The sequence below is a fragment of the Micromonospora sp. L5 genome, assembly GCF_000177655.2.
GTDB classification, from domain to species: Bacteria; Actinomycetota; Actinomycetes; order Mycobacteriales; family Micromonosporaceae; genus Micromonospora; species Micromonospora aurantiaca.
The window spans coordinates 3438206-3456108 of the sequence record NC_014815.1; the positions used below are offsets into that span (position 1 = coordinate 3438206).

Here is a 17903-nt window from a genome sequence, read left to right on the forward strand (position 1 = left end):
TTAATTCAACCGCTGAACAAATCGCGGACGACACCACCACCTGGAGGTCTGCCATGGCACCCCGCCCCACCCCCGCGGACAAGTTCTCCTTCGGTCTCTGGACGGTGGGCTGGCCGGCCCGTGACCCGTTCGGTGACGCCACCCGGCCCGAGCTGGACGCCGTCGAGGCGGTGCACCGGCTCGCCGAGCTGGGCGTGTACGGCATCACCTTCCACGACGACGACCTGGTCCCGTTCGGCGCGGACGCCGCCACCCGCGACGCCCGGCTGAGCCGCTTCCGCAAGGCCCTCGACGAGACCGGCCTGGTCGTGCCGATGGTCACCACCAACCTGTTCAACCACCCGGTGTTCAAGGACGGCGGCTTCACCAGCAACGACCGCGACGTGCGCCGGTACGCGCTGCGCAAGGTGCTGCGCAACATCGACCTGGCCGCCGAGATGGGCGCGAAGACGTTCGTCATGTGGGGCGGCCGGGAGGGCGCCGAGTACGACGTGGCGAAGGACGTCCAGGCCGCGCTGGACCGCTACCGCGAAGCCGTCGACCTGCTCTGCGAGTACGTCGTCGACAACGGCTACGACCTGCGCTTCGCACTGGAGCCCAAGCCGAACGAGCCGCGCGGCGACATCCTGCTGCCCACGGTCGGCCACGCGCTCGGGTTCATCTCCACGCTGGCCCGCCCGGAGATGGTCGGGCTCAACCCGGAGGTCGGGCACGAGCAGATGGCCGGGCTGAACTTCGCCCACGGCATCGCCCAGGCGCTCTGGCAGGGCAAGCTGTTCCACATCGACCTCAACGGCCAGCGCGGCATCAAGTACGACCAGGACCTGGTCTTCGGCCACGGCGACCTGCTCAACGCGTTCGCCCTGGTCGACCTGCTGGAGCACGGCGGCCCGAACGGCGGCCCGGCCTACGACGGCCCGCGCCACTTCGACTACAAGCCGTCCCGCACCGAGGACATGACCGGCGTGTGGGCCTCCGCCGAGGCGAACATGCGGACGTACCTGCTGCTCAAGGAGCGGGCCGCGGCGTTCCGCGCCGACCCGGAGGTGGTCGAGGCGCTCGCCGCCGCCCGGGTGGCCGAGCTGGCCACCCCGACGCTCAACCCCGGTGAGGGCTACCGCGAGCTGCTGGCCGACCGGACCGCGTTCGAGGAGTTCGACCCGGAGGCCGCCGGGGCGAAGGGCTTCGGCTTCGTCCGGCTCAACCAGCTCGCCGTCGAGCACGTGCTCGGCGCGCGCTGAGGCGGCCCGCCATGCCGCTCGTCGCGGGGGTCGACTCGTCGACCCAGTCCTGCAAGGTGGTCGTCCGGGACGCGGAGACCGGCGCGCTGGTCCGGCAGGGCCGCGCGCCGCACCCGCCCGGCACCGAGGTCGACCCGTACGCCTGGTGGGAGGCCCTGCAGGCGGCGGTCGCCGAGGCCGGTGGCCTGGGCGACGTGGCCGCCGTCTCGGTCGGCGGCCAGCAGCACGGCATGGTCTGCCTGGACACCTCCGGTGAGGTGGTCCGCCCGGCGCTGCTGTGGAACGACACCCGCTCCGCCGACGCGGCCCGGGAACTGGTCGAGGAGGCCGGCGGCGGGGAGACCGGCCGCCGGTTCTGGGCCGAGGCGACCGGCGCGGTGCCGGTGGCCAGCTTCACCGCGACGAAGCTGCGCTGGCTGGCCCGGCACGAGCCGGACAACGCCGACCGGGTCGCCGCCGTCTGCCTGCCGCACGACTGGCTCACCTGGCGGCTCGCAGGCGCGCCCGGGCTGGACGCGCTGCGTACCGACCGGGGCGACGCCAGCGGCACCGGCTACTGGTCGCCGCGCACCGGCGAGTACCGGCTGGACCTGCTGGAGCGGGCCTTCGGCCGGCGCCCGAAGGTGCCGGTCGTGCTCGGCCCCGCCGAGGTGGCCGGGCACCTCGACCCGGCCGTGCTCGGCGGCGGCGCGGCGTCCGGCGCGGCCGGTCCGTCCGGAGGCCCGGTGCTCCTCGGGCCGGGCACCGGGGACAACGCCGCCGCGGCGCTCGGCGCCGGGGCCGGTCCCGGCGACGTGGTCGTCTCGATCGGCACCTCCGGCACCGTCTTCGCGGTGGCGGACACGCCGGCCGCCGACTCCACCGGCGCGGTGGCCGGGTTCGCCGACGCCACCGGCCGGTACCTGCCGCTCGTGTGCACGCTCAACGCCGCCCGGGTGCTGGACGCCGCCGCGACGCTGCTCGGCGTCGACCTCGACCGGCTCGGCGAGCTGGCCCTGTCCGCCCCGCCCGGCGCGGACGGGCTGGTGCTCGTGCCGTACCTGGAAGGGGAGCGGACGCCGGACCGGCCACATGCCACCGGCGAGCTGAGGGGCCTGACGCTGCGCACCTCGACCCCGGCGCACCTGGCCCGGGCCGCGGTGGAGGGCATGCTCTGCGGGCTGGCCGACGGGCTGGACGCGCTCATCGCACAGGGTGCCCGCGCCGACCGGATCATCCTGGTCGGCGGCGGCGCCCGGTCCGCGGCGGTGCGCCGGATCGCGCCGCAGGTCTTCGGCCGCCCGGTGGTGGTGCCGCCGCCGGGCGAGTACGTGGCCGACGGCGCGGCCCGGCAGGCCGCCTGGGTGGCGCTCGGCGGCGACACCCCGCCCGCCTGGTCGATCGGCGACACCGAGGAGTACACCGGCGAGGCGGTCCCCGCCATCCGCGAGCGCTACGCCCACGCCCGGGGGTAAGGAAGGGCCCCTTCTTAACGCCTGCGGTAGAGGAGGGGCCCCTTCTTAACACGCGCGCCGGCCGGGGGCGGTGTCCCGGATCCGGCCCGCACCTGATTGGCTGCCCTGCATGAAGGGCACGAGGATCTCCCGGCGCGGGAACACGGCACACCGGTTCTACAGCGTCGTGGTCTTCGTGGTGCTCGCCTCGCTGGACAATGTGGCGATCGGCCTGGTGCCCCCGCTGTACGGGCCGATCTCCACCGCCCTCGACGTACCCCAGCGGATGCTCGGCCTGGTCACCGCCGTCAGCTTCCTGGTCAGCGCGGTGGCGGCGGTGGCCTGGGCCTACGTGGGGGACCGCACCAACCGCAAGCCGCTGCTCATGGTCGGCACGCTGCTCTGGGCGGCCGGCACCGGGGGCAGCGCGCTGGCCGGGGGGTACGCGACGTTCCTGGTCGCGCAGTTCGTCGGCGCGGTCGGGCTCGGCGCGGTGGGCTCGGTCGGTTTCTCGGTGGTCACGGACCTGATCTCACCGCGCCGCCGGGGCCTGGTGATGAGCTTCTGGGGGCTGTCCCAGGGCGTCGGCACGCTGGCCGGGACGCTGCTCGGCGGCGTGCTCGGCGCGACCGACTGGCGGCGGCCGTTCCTGCTGCTGACCGGCGTGGGCCTGGCCGCCACTGTGGCGTACCTGTTCACCTACGACATCCGGCGCGGGCAGAGCGAACCGGAGCTGGCGGGGGCGATCGACGCCGGGAACGAGTACGACTACCGGATCAGCCGTGCCGACCTGCCCCGGATCCTGGCCCGCCGGACCAACCGCTGGCTGATCATGCAGGGGCTGACCGCCCAGGCCGCGTTCGGCTCGCTGGTATGGCTGCCGGTGCTGTTCAGCCAGCGGGCCGAGGCGCAGGGCTACTCACCGGCCACGGCCGTGGTGGTGGGCAGCGTCTTCGCCACCCTGTTCCAGCTCGGCGGCGTGCTGTCCATCGTGGGCGGTCTGGTGGGTGACGCGCTGCAACGGCGTACGCCGAGCGGCCGGGCCATGGTCGCGGCCGTCGGCATCCTCGCGGCGCTGCCGTTCTACCTGGTCCTGTTCTTCGTGCCGATCCGCATCGACGTGCCCGACGGCGCCGGTTCCGGCGCGGTGGTGACGGCCGTGCTGTCCAGCGTGCTGACCGAGCCGTCGGTGGGGCTGAGCCTGCTCACCGCCGTGGTGGCGCTGGCGCTGACGTCGGCGAACTCGCCGAACTGGTTCGCCCTGATCGCCGACGTCAACCCGCCCGAGCACCGGGGCACCGTCTACAGCCTGGGCAACCTGGTCAACGGCGTCGGCCGGGCGGCGGGCAACGGGCTGGTCGGCGTGGCGTTCGCCGGGCTGCGGGCGGCCTTCCCGCCGCCGCTGAACTACGCGGTCGGGCTGGCCGCGTTCCAGCTCTTCTTCATCCCGACCGGGATCATGTACTGGCTGGCCGCGCGTACGTCGCCGCGGGACATCGCGCAGGTGCACGACCTGCTGCACGCCCGCGCCGACCGCCTGGAGGAAGGAAGGGCCCCTTCTTAACGGTGAGTGTTAAGAAGGGGCCCCTGCTCTACCGGAGGCGTTAAGAAGGGGCCCTTCCTTACACCCGGAACCAGACCGTGACGTCCGTGGGGACCGCGGCGGTGTCCAGCGGCGCGCTCGACACCAGCACCTGCGCGCCGGCCGGCAACGGCGCCGGGTCGGCACCGAAGTTGGTCAGCACGGTGAGGTCGCCGTTGGTGAACGTGAGCACCTCGTCGCCGGAGGTCAGGAACCGCAGCGGGCCCCGGGCCAGCGCGTGCTCGCGGCGCAGCCGCAGCGCGGTCCGGTACAGCTCGTACGTCGAGCCGGGCACGCCGCGCTGCCGGTCCAGCGCGTACTCGGCCCACACCGGCGGCTGGGGCAGCCAGCTCGCGTCCGTCGGCCCGAAGCCGTACGACGGGGCGTCGGCCTCCCACGGGATCGGCACCCGGCAGCCGTCCCGGCCGCGCTCGGTGTGCCCGCTGCGCTTCCAGGTCGGGTCCTGGCGTGCCTCATCGGGCAGCGTGGTGTGCTCCGGCAGCCCCAGTTCCTCACCCTGGTAGAGGTAGGCGGAGCCGGGCAGCGCGAGCATCAGCAGGCTGGCCGCCCGGGCCCGGCGCAGGCCCAGCGCGGCGTCCGGCTGCGGGTCGTCCACGCCGACGCCGTTGGCCCGGCCGCCGGCGGTGCCGAGCCCGAGCCGGGAGGCGTGCCGGACCACGTCGTGGTTGGACAGCACCCAGGTGGTGGGCGCGCCGACGGAGTCGGTGGCCTCCAGCGAGCGGGTGATCACCGCGTACTGGGCCGGCGCGGTCCACGCGGCCAGCAGGTACTCGAAGTTGAAGGCCTGGTGCATCTCGTCCGGGCGCACGTACCGGGCCAGGCGCTCGGCCGGCTCCACCCACGCCTCGGCGACCAGGATCCGCTCACCGGGGTACGAGTCGAGCACCCGCCGCCACTCCCGGTAGATCTCGTGCACGCCGTCCTGGTCCCACATCGGCGGGCGCGGCTTGTCCACCTCGCTGCCGGAGAGGATCTCCTGCGGCTCCTGCCAGTCGGCCAGGTCGGCCTGCTTGATCAGGCCGTGCGCCACGTCCACCCGGAAGCCGTCCACGCCCCGGTCCAGCCAGAAGCGCAGCACGTCGAGGAACTCCTCGCGCACCTCCGGGTTGTCCCAGTTCAGGTCGGGCTGGCCGGAGTCGAACAGGTGCAGGTACCACTGCCCGTCGGGCAGCCGGGTCCAGGCGGGGCCGCCGAACACGCTCACCCAGTCGTTCGGCGCCTCGGCGCCGTCCGGGCCCCTGCCGTCGCGGATGACGTAGCGCTGCCGTTCCGGGCTGCCCGGCGCGGCGGCGACTGCCGCTTCGAACCAGCGGTGCGCGGACGACGTGTGGTTGGGCACCAGGTCGACGATCACCCGCAGCCCGCGGGCCTTCGCCTCGGCGATCAGCTTGTCGGCGTCGGCGAGCGTGCCGAACAGCGGGTCGACGTCGCGGTAGTCGGACACGTCGTACCCGGCGTCGGCCTGCGGGGACGGGTAGAACGGGGACAGCCAGAGCGCGTCGACTCCCAGCTCGGCGAGGTGGTCGAGCCGGGACGTGATGCCCGGCAGGTCGCCGATCCCGTCGCCGTCGGAGTCGGCGAACGAGCGCGGGTAGACCTGGTAGATGACCGCCTCGGTCCACCAGCCGGTGCCCGGGGCCTGCTGCGTCGCGTCGGTGTTCAGCGCCTTACTCCTGTCTGGGTGGTGCGGGACGAGCGAGTTCTTCAGTGTGCCCGGGGCGGCGCTGTCGATTCGCGCACCACCAGGCGAGTGGGCAGGATCACCGGGGGCGGTGTCCCGTCGTCGGTGTCGGCGCCGCGCGGGGCGGGCACCAGGCCCGGGTACGGCTCGGCGGCTCGTACGCCGAGCGGGTCGAGCAGGATGCGGGCGGCGAGCAGCCCCTGCTCGGCGGCCGGCTGGGCGATCGTCGAGAGCCCGAGCACGCCGGCCAGGTCGTGGTCGTCGATGCCCATCACGCTCACGTCCTCCGGCACCCGCAGCCCGGCGTCGCGCAGCGCGGTGATCGCACCCATCGCCATCTCGTCGCAGGCGGCGAAGATGGCCGTCGGCGGCTCGCCCCGGGCCAGCAGCTCGGTGGTGGCCCGGGTGCCCCCGTCGATGGTGAAGCGCGACTCGACGTCGAGGCTCGGGTCGGGCCGCAGCCCGGCGGCCCGCAACGCCTCCTGGTAGCCGCGCCGCCGGTCCAGGTGGGTGGTGAAGGCCAGTTCGTCGTCCGGGTCGCCGGAGATGTGCGCGATCCGGGTGTGGCCGAGGTCGAGCAGATGGCGGGTGGCGGTCCGGGCAGCGGCCACGTCGTCGATCCGGACGCAGGGCCACCCGGGCACCTCGCTGCCGGAGCTGATCGTCACGCCCGGCAGGTCCAGCTTCGTCAGCGCGTGCACGTCGGCCGCGCGCAGCGGGGTCGCGACCAGGATGATCGCGTCCACCCGCTTGTGCAGGCTCGCCGTGCGCAGCACCCGCTGCCGGGTCTGCTCCCGGCCGCCGAGGTTGTAGAGCAGCAGGTCGTAGCCGCTGTCCTGGAGGAATTCCTCGACCGCCTCGACCACGGTGCCGAAGAACCATCTGGTGATCCGGGGCACCACCACCGCCACGGTGCCGGTCCGGCCGCCGGCCAGGCGGCTCGCGCTGGGAGACACCGCGTACTGGAGCTGTTCGGCGGCGGCGAGCACCCGGCGGCGGGTCGCGGCCGAGACCGTCGGCAGGCCCCGCAGCGCCCGGGAGACGGTGGCCGTGGAGACCCCGGCCAGACGGGCGACGTCGTCAATCCTGGTCATCGTGAGCTCCCCGCTGTGACCCGGACCCCGCCGCCGGCCGTGCCGGCGGCGGGGCGCCGGATCAACCCTTGACGCTGCCGGCGAGCAGACCTCGCACGAAGAAGCGCTGGAGGGACAGGAACACGATCAGCGGTACGACGATCGACACGAACGCGCCGGCCGTCAGCCGCTGCCACTCGTTGCCGCGGGTGCCGGCCAGCTCCGCGAGCCGGACTGTCATCGGGGCGGTCTCGTCGCCGCCGCCGGCGAAGATCAGCGCGACCAGCAGGTCGTTCCAGACCCAGAGGAACTGGAAGATGCCGAACGCCGCCAGCGCGGGCGTGATCAGCGGCAGCACGATGGTGCGGAAGATTTTCGGGTGGGTGGCCCCGTCGACCCGGGCCGCCTCCATCAGGTCGCCGGGGAGCTGCGAGATGAAGTTGTGCAGCAGGAACACGGCGAACGGAAGCGCGAAGCAGGTGTGCGCGAACCACACCTGGGCGAACTTCTGCTCGTCGACCAGGTCCCACGCGGGGAGGATCTGCACCCCGGCGATGGTGACGCCGGTGGAGAAGAACCGCAGCAGCGGCACAAGGGCCATCTGCAACGGCACGATCTGCAGCGCGAAGATCCCGATGTAGACCCAGTCCCGCCCCTTGAAGTTCATCCACGCCAGCGCGTACGCGGCGAGCGACGCGAAGGCCAGCGGGAAGAGCACCGAGGGGATGGTGATCGCCAGCGAGTTGATGAAGTAGCTGGCCAGCTGCCCGGACGAGCCGCGGCTGAACAGCACCTCCTGGTAGTTCTCCAGCGTGATCTGCGGGTTGCTGAAGAACGTCCACCACCCGGTGGTCTTGATCTCGTTCTCCGGCCGGATCGAGGAGATGAACAGGCCGAAGGTCGGGATCGTCCAGAGCACCGCGATCACGATCGACACGAGCGTGGCGGTACGGCTGTTCAGGCGCTTGCGCACCCGGGCGCCCCGGGTGGTCGGCGCGGTGGCCTGGGCGCCGACTCCGACGGTGGGCGTGGCGGTGGTCATCTCAGCCCTCCCGCTGCTTGCGCAGGTTGCGGATCTGGTAGATCACGATCGGGATCACCAGGACGAACAGGAACACCGCCAGCGCCGAGCCCTGACCGTTCTCCTGGTAGCGGAACGCCTGGTTGTACATCTCGGTCGCGATCACGTTCGTGTCGTAGTTGCCGTTCGTGGCGGTCCGGACGATGTCGAAGACCTTGAGCGTCGCGATGGACAGCGTCACCACCACGACGATCAGCGCCGGCCGGATGCTCGGCATGGTGATCCGCCAGAACATCTGCCACGGGGTGGTGCCGTCCAGCCGGGCCGCCTCGACGATGTCGGCCGGGATGGCCTTGATCGCGGCGGAGAGCACCACCATCGCGAAACCGGCCTGGATCCACACCATGATCACGATGAGCAGGAACGTGTTCAGCGGCGAGTCCAGCAGCCACTGCTTCGGCTCGCCGCCCAGGCTCACCACGATCTGGTTGAGCAGGCCGATCTGGTCGCCCTCGCCCCGGTAGGCGTAGACGAACTTCCAGATGATGGAGGCGCCGACGAACGAGATCGCCATCGGCAGGAAGATCAGGGACTTGGCCACGGCCTCGAACCGGGCCTTGTCCACCAGGACCGCGTAGATCAGGCCGAACCCGGTGGCCACCAGCGGCACCAGGAGCACCCAGATCAGCGTGTTGATCAGGACCCGGACGATCGAGTCCTCGGCGAACATCCAGCGGTAGTTGTCCAGGCCCACCCAGTTGTTGCTGCCGGAGTCCATGAAGGAGAGCAGCGTGGTGCGGATGGCGGGGACCACCAGCCCGACGGCGAGCAGCAGCAGCGTCGGCAACAGGAAGAAGAACGCGAACGTGCCCTCGCGCTGCTTGCGCCGGCGGGGCAGCGGCGCGCCGCTCGCGGAGGCCGCGACCAGCTGCGCCTCCCGGCGCCGGGCGAAGAACGACGGCACCACGTCGAGAAGCAGGAGCAGCCCGCCCACCACCGCGACGAAGGCGATCAGCCCGTACATGAGCATGAGGAACTTCGGCTGCTCCGCCGCGAAGTCGAACTCCATCGACCCTCCCTCAAGGGTTCGGCTAGCAGAGGTGGCCCGGTCCGCGTCCGCGGACCGGGCCACCTGCTAGATCACTTCCAGCTGCCCTCGATGTCGTTCAGGACGGCGGTGGTGTCCTTGCCGTTGATCCAGGCCACCATGCCCTTCCAGAAGGTGCCGGCGCCGACCGCGGCCGGCATCAGGTCCGAACCGTCGAAGCGGAAGACCGTCTTCTCGTCCTGGAGGATGCCCACGGAGAGCTTGTCCACCGGGTTCGGGACGTTGTTCAGGTCCAGCTTCTTGTTCGCGGAGACCCAGTCACCGATCTTGGCGCGGCTGTTGGCGTACTCGCCGGAGGCCAGGTAGGTCTGCACCGCCTGGACCTCGGGACGGTCGGCGAAGGCCGCGACGAACTCGCCGCCGCCCAGCACCGGCTTGCCCTTCGACGGGTCGATGGCCGGGAAGTAGAACGCGAAGACGTCGCCGTCCTCGGCCACCTTGGTGCCCTCGGGCCACTGGTTGGCGTAGAAGGACGCCTGGCGGTGCAGCGCGCACTTGCCGGCGGTGATGGGCGTGCCGCCCTCCTGGAAGGAGGTGGTGGCGATGCTCTTCACGCCGCCGAAGCCGCCGTTGACGTACTTCTCGTTCTTCAGGATGCTGCCGGCCCGGTTGAGGGCGTCAGCCACCTGCGGGTCGTTGAACGGGATCTCGTGGGTGGTCCACTTGTCGTAGACGTCCGGGCCGCCGGTACGCAGCAGCACGTCCTCGATCCAGTCGGTGGCCGGCCAGCCGGTGGCGTCACCGGACTCGATGCCGGCGCACCACGGCTTGGTGCCGCTGGCCGCGATCTGGTCGGAGAGCTTGATCATGTCGTCCCACGTGGTGGGGACCGTCCAGCCCTTCTCCTTGAAGGTCTTCGGCGAGTACCACACGAAGGACTTCACGTTCGAGCCGAGCGGGGCACCGTAGAGCTGGCCGTTGACGGTGCTGTACTTCAGCCAGTCGGCGGAGTAGTTCTGCTCGGCCATCGCCTTGGTGTCGGCGCCGACCGGCTTGAGCTTGCCCGAGTCGAGAACCGCTTCAGCAGACCCGGCTGCGGGATGAAGGCGAGGTCGGGGGCGTTGCCGCCGTCCACCCGCACCGGCAGCTGCGCCTCGAACTCGCCGGAGCCCTCGTGGTCGATCTCGATGCCGGTGCAGTCCTCGAACTCCTTCCAGGACTGCTGGAGGCGCTCGTCCTCGATGTCACGGATCGAGGAGTAGATGGTCACCTTCTTGCCGTCGTGACCGTCGTACTTCTCATATGCGCCGCACTCGGCCGAGCCCGCGTTGCTGCTCTTCTTGTCGTTGCCGGTGCCGCAGGCGGCGACGCCGAGCGCCAGCCCCAGGACGCTGGCGACCGCGAGCGCCTGGCGCGATCTGGCAAACGCCATGCCGATCTCCTTCCTTGCCGGCGCGTGGGGGGATCGAACCCGCGCCGGTCCGATGGTCGTCCTCACATGTAAGCGCTTGCATCGTGCCGGGTCCACCCCTGGCCGGACACGGCCCGGTAACAATCCCGAAACCCTGACCACCGGTGATGGGTGCGCTCCCACGAATCTTCCCGGGAACGGAACTTTCTGTCAGGATGTCCGCATCGCATTGAAGACTTTCAACATTGGAGGCAGTGGATGCGTAAGCGATGGCTCGCCCTCGGGGCGAGCGCCGCGGTCCTGGCGGCGACCCTCGTACCGGCCGCGCCGGCGATGGCCGCCCCGACGTTCAAGGTCCCGTTCCCGTGCAACCAGTCCTGGTCCGGTCAGACCCGGACCAACCACAGCCCGGCCAACGCGATCGACTTCAACCGCACCGACGACCTGGGCGACCCGGTGGTCGCCAGCGCACCCGGCACTGTCGACGTGGTGACCAATCTCGGCGACACCAGCTACGGCAAGTACGTCCGGATCAACCACGGCGGCGGTCACACCACCTACTACGCCCACCTGAACGCCTTCAACGTCTCCGTCGGGCAGACCGTCGGCTACGGCCGGGTGATCGGGTACGTCGGCACGACCGGCGGCTCCACCGGCCCGCACCTGCACTACGAGCAGCGTCTCAACGGCAGCTCTGTGAAGATCAAGTTCAACGGCGTCCAGGCGCTCTACTGGGGCACCAAGACCTACACCAGTGACAACGGCTGCGGCGGGACGAACACCGGCGAGGGCACCGTCAACACGGCCGGCTCCCCGCTGACGGTCCGCTCCGGCCCCGGCACCGGCTACAGCTCGGTCGGCACGGTGGCCGACGGGGCGAAGGTGACCATCCAGTGCCAGACCAGCGGCACCAGCGTCACCGGCACCTACGGCACCAGCTCGATCTGGGACCGGATCGGCTCCGGCCGGTTCATCTCCGACGCGTACGTCTACACCGGGTACGACGGCTACATCCCGGGCGTACCCCGCTGCTGAACCCGGCGGGCGCGGGGGCGAGCGGCTCCCGCGCCCGTACCGGTCAGGAGTTCAGCCGCCACACCGCGAAGTTCAGCGCGGACGCGAACGTCACCCAGGCCCAGTACGGCAGCATCAGCAGCGTGGCCGGCCGGGAGACGCGCCGGAACAGGGCCACCGTCACCCCGATCGCCAGCCACATCAGCACGATCTCGGCGAACGCCAGCCCGTACGCCCCGGCGCCGAAGAACAGCGGGGTCCAGATCGCGTTCAGCACGAGCTGCACGACCCAGGCCCAGAGTGCGGGGCCGAAACCGACCCGCCGCCAGATCAGCCAGCCGGCGATCGCGATGAGCACGTAGAGCACGGTCCAGACCGGGCCGAACAGCCACGACGGCGGCGCCCAGGCGGGCTGCTCCAGGCCCTGGTACTCGGCGGAGGTGCCCTGGACACCCAGCCCGCCGATCGCGGCGGCGGCGAAGGTGGCGGCGCCGAAGCCGAGCAACGCCAACCACTGGCGGGCTCCGGCGGTGCGCCGGGTGACACTCTGCGACATCTCCATGGCCGAGATGTTTCCGCTCGACCGGCCCGGCAAACGCCCGGGCGCCGCCGGACCCGGACGCGGAAAAGCCGGAGTCACCCGGCCCGGACGTTCCGGTCCGGCAGGACGGAACACCCGGGCCCGGCGACCCCGGCGGGTACGAGAACCGCTGTTACGTGTTGAAGATGCTGACGCCACCCGGGCCGACCAGCAGGCCGACGACGATGAGGACGATGCCCCAGAGGATCTGCCGGCGGAACAGGGCGAGAATTCCGGCGACCACCAGTACGACTGCGAGAATCCAGAGAATCAGCTCCATGTCGGCTGGATACCCGTGCGCCCGATACCGGAAACCTCCCGCTCAGTCGAGCTGATCACCGCCCAGGTGGAAGACGCTGTACGCCTGTTTGATCACCGGGTGGGCCACGTTGCGGACCCGGACCCCGCCCGGTGTGGTACCGCGCTCGGTGCCGTGGTGGGCGTGCCCGTGCAGCGCCAGCGCGGTAGGTGCGGAGTCGATCGCCTGACCGAGCTGGTAGCAGCCGAGGAACGGGTAGATCTCCAGCGGCTCGCCGGCGAGCGTGTCCGGTACGGGGGAGTAGTGGGTGAGCGCGACGAGCGCGTCGCAGTCCAGCGAGAGCAGCGCGTCGGTCAGCGCGTCGGCGCTCTCCCTGGTGGTCCGCACGAACGCCTTCATCTCCGGCTCCCCGAAGTCGCTGGCGCACCGCCCGGCGAACCCGCCGCCGAACCCCTTCACGCCCGCGACCCCGAGCCGTCCGCCGGGGGTGTCCACCACGACGCCGGTGCCCTCCAGCACCGTGATCCCGGCGTCCTCCAGCACCTTCACCACCTGCGGCACCTCGTCGCACTGGTGGTCGTGGTTGCCGAGCACGGTGATCACCGGTACGCCGAGGTCGCCGAACTCCCGGGCCACGCACCGCGCCTCGGCCTCGGTGCCGTGCCGGGTCAGGTCACCGGCGAGCAGGAGCACGTCGGCGCAGCCGGGCAACTCCTCCAGCGCGGGGCGGAACCGGCCCACCACGTCCTCGTCCAGATGCACGTCGCCCACGGCGGCGATCCGGATCACCATCGAACCTCCCTCACGGCAACTCCTCGACCTGGGTGGGCGCCTGCGTGCGGATCACCCCGATGTCGCTCGTCACGTGGGTGCCCGGGAAGCGCTCGGCCACCCGCCGCAGGATCTCCTCCCGCCGGTGCGGGCTCTCCACCTCGCCGTAGAGCACCAGCCCGTTCTCCCGCCGCACCACCGTGATGCCCTGCTCGGCCACGGTCGGGTCCTCGGCCAGCATGCTCTGGATCTCCGCCTCGACGTACTCGTCGGGGGGAACGTCGCCGGACAGTCCGGTCACAGGGTCTCCCTTCCTCCGGACGCGCCGCCGGGCAGCACGTCCAGCCGGTCGAGCAGCACCAGGAACGCCTCCGCGTACGGCGAGTGCTGCGTCTCCTTCCGTACCCGTTCCCAGTCGATCTGTTCCCGCAGCGAGCGGGCCAGCGGCAGGGCGCGGGCGAAGTCGCAGTAGTGCTGGGAGAAGCTGAGCAGCTTGTGCACCATGAGCTGGCTGGCCGAGAGCACCGGCATGTGGATCGCGTCGACCGGGCGCACGATCGTGTCGGCGAACGTCTCCTCGGTCACCGGCGTCTCCACCGGCCGGTGGATCAGGTCCACCATCCGGTCCTCGTCGTAGACCTTGACCAGCCAGTCCTCCGGCGGGCGCTCGGCGGTGAAGCCGGCCTCGACCAGCGCCTCCAGCGCCCGGTCGACGTCCACCTCGCGGAGCAGGAAGTCCACGTCGTGGTCGCTGGAGTGACCGCCGTGCGCGTACACCGCGAAGCTGCCACCGAGCGCGAACGGGATCTCGGACTGTTTGAGCACGGCGGCGACCTTCTTCAGCGTGTGCACCAGGGTCTCGTCCCCGCGCTCGGCCATCTGCGGCTCCCTCGTCGTCATGTGGGCGGTGGGACCACGATGCGTACCCGGCGGACGCTCCGGTCACACCTGTTGCGGCGCGATCGGCCCGCCAGGGCAGGAAAGCGACATACGGGCCGGTGTGAGCATCGGTCGGATAACCTCGGGAGGGTGGCCAGCTCACTGCGGACGCGGCGGGGCAGGGCCCGACTGCGCACCGTCGCCCTGATCGGCATCGACGGCTCAGGTAAGACCACCCAGGCCCACCGGCTCGCCCAGGCGCTCACCGCGGCCGGCCGTCCCGCCACGTACCACCGCAACGCCGGTGGCCGACGCTGGCTCGGCCGTATCGCCCAGCGGGTCGGCCGTCCGGACGCGCAGCGGCTCGTCGGGCGCGACGGCCTGCTCGTGGTCGAGTCGGTGCTGCGATGGTTGGCCATCGCGCTCGCGCTGCTCAGCTGTCTGGTGACCGGGCGTACCGCGGTGATGGACAGGTGGTCCGCCTGCCAGTACGCCAGCATCCGGGCACACGGCGGGCAGCGGTGGGAGCGGCTGGCCCGGGCCGGGTACCGGATCTTCCCGGCGCCCCGGGTGACGTTCCTGCTCACCGTCGACCCCGCCGAGGCGTACCGGCGGATCGAGCGGCGCGGCACCGACCACGAGACCATGGAGTGGCTGACCGCCGCGGCCGCCGCGTACCGGGACCTGCCGGAGTACGGCAGCTTCGTGGTGGTGGACGGCAACGGCCCGCCGGAGGAGGTGGCCCGCCGGATCCGGGCGCACCTGAGCGAGTGGCTGCCCGACGACCCGTCAGCCGGTCCCGGCCCGGCTCCGGCCGGCCCGGCTCCGGCCGGCCCGCGCCGCCCGGTCGGTGGCGCCGGGCGGGACGGGCCGGTGCCGGTTCAGGCCCGCCCGTAGACCGGGACGCTCGCGCCGCTGGTGGGCGCGGACTCGGGGGAGGCCAGGAAGCGGATCACCTCGGCGATCTCGGCCGGCGGCACCCAGCGCCCGTGGTCGGCGTCGGGCTGGGCGGCGCGGTTGGCCGGGGTGTCGATGACGCTCGGCAGCACGGTGTTGCACCGCACGCCGCGCTGCCGGTACTCGACCGCGACCGTCTCGGCGAACGCCCGCACCGCGGCCTTCGCGGTGGCGTAGCCGGAGGCGCCGGGGAACGGCGTGACCGCCGCCCGGGCCGAGACGCAGACCACCGCGCCGTCGCCGGACGCCATGAGGTGCGGCAGCGCCGCGTGGGTGACCAGGTACGTCGGGCGCAGGTTGAGCCGCAGCATCCGCTCGAAGTCCTCGACCGGGGTCTCGTGCACCAGGGCGCCGGCGGCGTACCCGCCGACGAGGTTGACCACCGCGCGCAGCGGCGCGGCCGGTTCGGCGGTCGCGGCCTCGACCGCCCGCGCGGCCCCCTCGGGCGTCAGCAGGTCGGCCACGACCCGGACCGGGCCGTCGTCCGTCCCGGGCTCCCGCTGGGGTACGACCACCCGCCAGCCCGCGTCGAGGAAGGCGGCGGTGACCGCGCCGCCGAGCCCACCCGTGCCTCCGGTCACCAGCACCGTGCGTTCCGTCATGGACACACGCTAGCCAACCGCCCTGCCGACGGACCGGTGGGCCGTCCGGCCCGTCCGGTCGAGGCCGACCAGGCAGGCCCCGCCGCGCGACGGCGGACCGGCACGTCGGGCGGCAGGAGTGACTCGACCGGAGCGGATGAGGCGGCGGGGCTGCGACAATGGGATCCTTGGCCCGGGGGCGGGCACGGAAGACGGTAAATTTCCCGATACGCGGTGTCATGGTTGACGCTCACGCCGTGTGAAAGTAAGTTTCATCCGTGGCGAAGAGCTCGAAGATTTCTGCGAGTCACGAGCCCGGTGGACTGATCGTCCACATCAGCGGCCTGCTGCCCTCGCTGTCCCCGGCCGAACAGCGGGTGGCCCGGCTGGTCGTCGCCGATCCGGCGGACGCGGCCCGGCGTACGATCACCGACCTCGCCACCGCCGCCGAGACGTCCGAGGCGACAGTGATCCGCTTCTGCCGCTCGGTCGGCATGGACGGCTACCCCCAGCTGCGGATCCGGCTCGCCGCCGAGGCCGCCCGCCGGATCGAGCCGCCGGACGCGCGGGTGGTCGGCGGCGACATCCCGCCGGGTGCCGACCTCGCCCAGATCATCGCCACGATCGCGTTCAACGACGCCCGGGCCGTGGAGGAGACCGCCGAGCAGCTCGACCCGGCGGTCTGCGAGCGAGTGGTCGAGGCGATCGGCGCGGCCGGCCGGATCGACGTCTACGGCGCGGGCGCCAGCGGCTTCGTCGCCTCCGACTTCCAGCAGAAGCTGCACCGCATCGGCCGCATCGCGTTCTACTTCCCGGACGTGCACACCGCGCTCACCTCCGCCGCCCTGCTGGGCCGCGGCGACGTGGCGGTCGGCATCTCGCACACCGGCACCACGTCCGACGTCATCGAGGTGCTGGAGCAGGCCCGGGCGCGCGGTGCCACGACAGTGGCGCTGACCAACTTCCCGCGCTCGCCGATCACCGAGGTCGCGGACCACGTGCTCACCACTGCCGCCCGGGAGACGACATACCGCTCCGGCGCGACCGCCAGCCGACTGGCCCAGCTCACGGTGGTCGACTGCCTCTTCGTCGGTGTGGCCGCCCGCAGCCGGGCCCGGACGAAGAAGGCCCTGGAGGCCACCGCCGAGGCGGTCCAGTCGCACCGGGTCGGCCCCGGGCGGAGGCGGGGATGACGGCGGGTCGGGTGGAGCGGGACGGCGTGGCGGCGGTGCGACCGGTGGTGCGCGTCGGCGCGCCGACCGAGCGGCGCAACCCGCACAGCGTCGACCTCGACCTGATGTCCACCCGGGACGTGCTCACCGTGATCAACGAGGCGGACCGGCGGGTGCCGGCCGCGGTCGCCGCGGTGCTGGACGAGATCGCCGAGACGGTCGACCTGGCCGTGGCCGCGCTGCGCGACGGGCACCGTGTGCACTACTTCGGGGCCGGCACCTCCGGTCGCCTCGGCGTGCTGGACGCGGCCGAACTGGCGCCGACGTTCAACTCGCCGCGGCACTGGTTCTGCTCGCACCTCGCCGGCGGCCCGGACGCGATGTGGCGGGCCGTCGAGGACGCCGAGGACGACGAGCGCGGTGGCGCCGCCGACGCCGCCGAGTGCGTACGCCACGGCGACCTCGTGGTGGGCCTGGCGGCCAGCGGGCGCACCCCGTACGTCCTCGGGGCGCTCGCCGCGTCCCGGGCGCAGGGGGCCGGTACGGTGCTGCTCTGCGCGAATCCGGAGGCCGAGGCCGCCGCGTCGGTGGACGTCTTCATCGGGGTGGACACCGGGCCGGAGGTGGTCACCGGGTCGACCCGGATGAAGGCCGGCACGGCGCAGAAGCTGGTGCTCAACACGTTCTCCACGGCCGTGATGGTGCGTCTGGGCCGGGTCTACTCGAACCTCATGATCGACATGGTGGCGACCAACGCCAAACTGCGCGGCCGCATGATCTCGATTCTCATGGAGGCCACCGGCTGCGCCGAGGAGGTGTGCCGGGTCGCCCTGCGGGAGGCCGACGGCGACCTCAAGACCGCGCTCGTCGCGCTCGTCTCCGGCGCCGAGGTGCCGGCCGCCCGGGCCGCGCTGGCCCGCTCCGCCCACCAGGTACGCGGCGCGCTCGAACTGCTCGCCTCCTGACCGTCCGGCCCGCCCGCGGGCCGGCCCCGTACCGCCGATCCACCCGCCCGGCGCATCCGCCAGGCGGGTGCGACGCGTATCACGTGCAGGGAGGGGACGACTCCTCCCGCACGGATTGTTCAACGAGGCGGAGGGTAATCCTTGAGCACGGCTGAACCGACCGGTCCGCAGGCGCGTATCTCGCAGTGACCAGGATCGCAACGACTCGGTGACG

The 17903-nt window shown here is 72.2% G+C and carries 16 protein-coding genes and 2 pseudogenes; 7 read left to right on the top strand and 11 right to left on the bottom strand.

What is annotated here, in order from left to right; all coding sequences use genetic code 11:
- Positions 1-53: 53 nt before the first annotated feature.
- The 3 genes from xylA (at position 54) to ML5_RS16240 (ending at position 4238) form a co-directional block, all read left to right on the top strand.
- Positions 54-1241 carry a xylose isomerase gene (gene xylA / locus ML5_RS16230; protein ID WP_013475412.1) on the top strand — a complete coding sequence of 396 codons (1188 nt, stop codon included), beginning with the start codon at positions 54-56 and terminating at the stop codon, positions 1239-1241.
- Between the two features lie 11 nt (positions 1242-1252).
- Positions 1253-2695 (top strand): xylulokinase, encoded by a 1443-nt coding sequence (gene xylB / locus ML5_RS16235; RefSeq protein WP_013475413.1) that lies wholly within the window; start codon positions 1253-1255, stop codon positions 2693-2695.
- Between the two features lie 109 nt (positions 2696-2804).
- Positions 2805-4238, top strand: coding sequence for an MFS transporter (locus ML5_RS16240; RefSeq protein WP_013475414.1), 1434 nt, complete (start codon positions 2805-2807; stop codon positions 4236-4238).
- Positions 4239-4296: 58 nt separating this feature from the next.
- Here ML5_RS16240 and ML5_RS16245 read toward each other — a convergent pair whose 3' ends face one another.
- The 5 genes and pseudogenes from ML5_RS16245 to ML5_RS16265 form a co-directional block, all read right to left on the bottom strand.
- Positions 4297-5940, bottom strand: coding sequence for an alpha-amylase family glycosyl hydrolase (locus ML5_RS16245; protein WP_013475415.1), 1644 nt, complete (start codon positions 5938-5940; stop codon positions 4297-4299).
- A gap of 41 nt (positions 5941-5981) precedes the next feature.
- Entirely contained in the window at positions 5982-7052 is a 1071-nt protein-coding gene (locus ML5_RS16250; protein WP_013475416.1) for a LacI family DNA-binding transcriptional regulator, read from the bottom strand.
- A 61-nt stretch (positions 7053-7113) separates the two neighbouring features.
- Positions 7114-8073: a carbohydrate ABC transporter permease gene (locus ML5_RS16255; RefSeq protein WP_013475417.1), complete on the bottom strand. Its 960-nt coding sequence runs from the start codon at positions 8071-8073 to the stop codon at positions 7114-7116.
- A gap of 1 nt (position 8074) precedes the next feature.
- Positions 8075-9121: a carbohydrate ABC transporter permease gene (locus tag ML5_RS16260; protein WP_013288164.1), complete on the bottom strand. Its 1047-nt coding sequence runs from the start codon at positions 9119-9121 to the stop codon at positions 8075-8077.
- 71 nt (positions 9122-9192) lie between these two features.
- Positions 9193-10532 (bottom strand): annotated as a pseudogene (locus ML5_RS16265) (ABC transporter substrate-binding protein).
- Positions 10533-10769: 237 nt separating this feature from the next.
- Here ML5_RS16265 and ML5_RS16270 point away from each other — a divergent pair.
- A complete protein-coding gene (locus ML5_RS16270) occupies positions 10770-11546 on the top strand; it encodes a M23 family metallopeptidase (protein ID WP_013288162.1) in 777 nt (258 codons plus the stop codon).
- Positions 11547-11589: 43 nt separating this feature from the next.
- On the opposite strand, the gene ML5_RS16275 is transcribed toward ML5_RS16270, so the two are convergent.
- The 5 genes and pseudogenes from ML5_RS16275 to ML5_RS16290 all read right to left on the bottom strand — a co-directional run bounded on the left by ML5_RS16275 (position 11590) and on the right by ML5_RS16290 (position 14014).
- On the bottom strand, positions 11590-12087 hold the full coding sequence (locus ML5_RS16275) for a TspO/MBR family protein (protein ID WP_013475418.1): 498 nt from the start codon (positions 12085-12087) through the stop codon (positions 11590-11592).
- 151 nt (positions 12088-12238) lie between these two features.
- Positions 12239-12385, bottom strand: a complete 147-nt coding sequence (locus tag ML5_RS32370; RefSeq protein ID WP_013288160.1) for a GPGG-motif small membrane protein — start codon at positions 12383-12385, stop codon at positions 12239-12241.
- Positions 12376-13156, bottom strand: a pseudogene (locus ML5_RS16280) (metallophosphoesterase). The gene ML5_RS32370 and the pseudogene ML5_RS16280 overlap by 10 nt, the downstream one beginning before the upstream one ends.
- A 10-nt stretch (positions 13157-13166) precedes the next feature.
- Complete coding sequence (locus ML5_RS16285; protein ID WP_236619442.1) at positions 13167-13376, bottom strand: hypothetical protein; 210 nt, start codon at positions 13374-13376, stop codon at positions 13167-13169.
- 56 nt (positions 13377-13432) lie between these two features.
- Entirely contained in the window at positions 13433-14014 is a 582-nt protein-coding gene (locus ML5_RS16290) for a nucleotidyltransferase (RefSeq protein WP_013475420.1), read from the bottom strand.
- Positions 14015-14164: 150 nt separating this feature from the next.
- Between ML5_RS16290 and ML5_RS16295 the strand changes: the two genes are divergently transcribed.
- A complete protein-coding gene (locus tag ML5_RS16295; RefSeq protein WP_013475421.1) occupies positions 14165-14911 on the top strand; it encodes a dTMP kinase in 747 nt (248 codons plus the stop codon).
- On the opposite strand, the gene ML5_RS16300 is transcribed toward ML5_RS16295, so the two are convergent.
- A complete protein-coding gene (locus ML5_RS16300) occupies positions 14896-15573 on the bottom strand; it encodes an SDR family NAD(P)-dependent oxidoreductase (RefSeq protein ID WP_013475422.1) in 678 nt (225 codons plus the stop codon). The genes ML5_RS16295 and ML5_RS16300 overlap by 16 nt on opposite strands.
- A 257-nt stretch (positions 15574-15830) precedes the next feature.
- Here ML5_RS16300 and ML5_RS16305 point away from each other — a divergent pair, with 257 nt between their 5' ends.
- Both ML5_RS16305 and murQ read left to right on the top strand, forming a co-directional pair.
- Positions 15831-16745 (top strand): MurR/RpiR family transcriptional regulator, encoded by a 915-nt coding sequence (locus tag ML5_RS16305; protein ID WP_013288154.1) that lies wholly within the window; start codon positions 15831-15833, stop codon positions 16743-16745.
- Positions 16742-17689 (top strand): N-acetylmuramic acid 6-phosphate etherase, encoded by a 948-nt coding sequence (murQ, locus tag ML5_RS16310; protein ID WP_013288153.1) that lies wholly within the window; start codon positions 16742-16744, stop codon positions 17687-17689. The genes ML5_RS16305 and murQ overlap by 4 nt, the downstream gene beginning before the upstream one ends.
- Positions 17690-17903 lie beyond the last annotated feature (214 nt).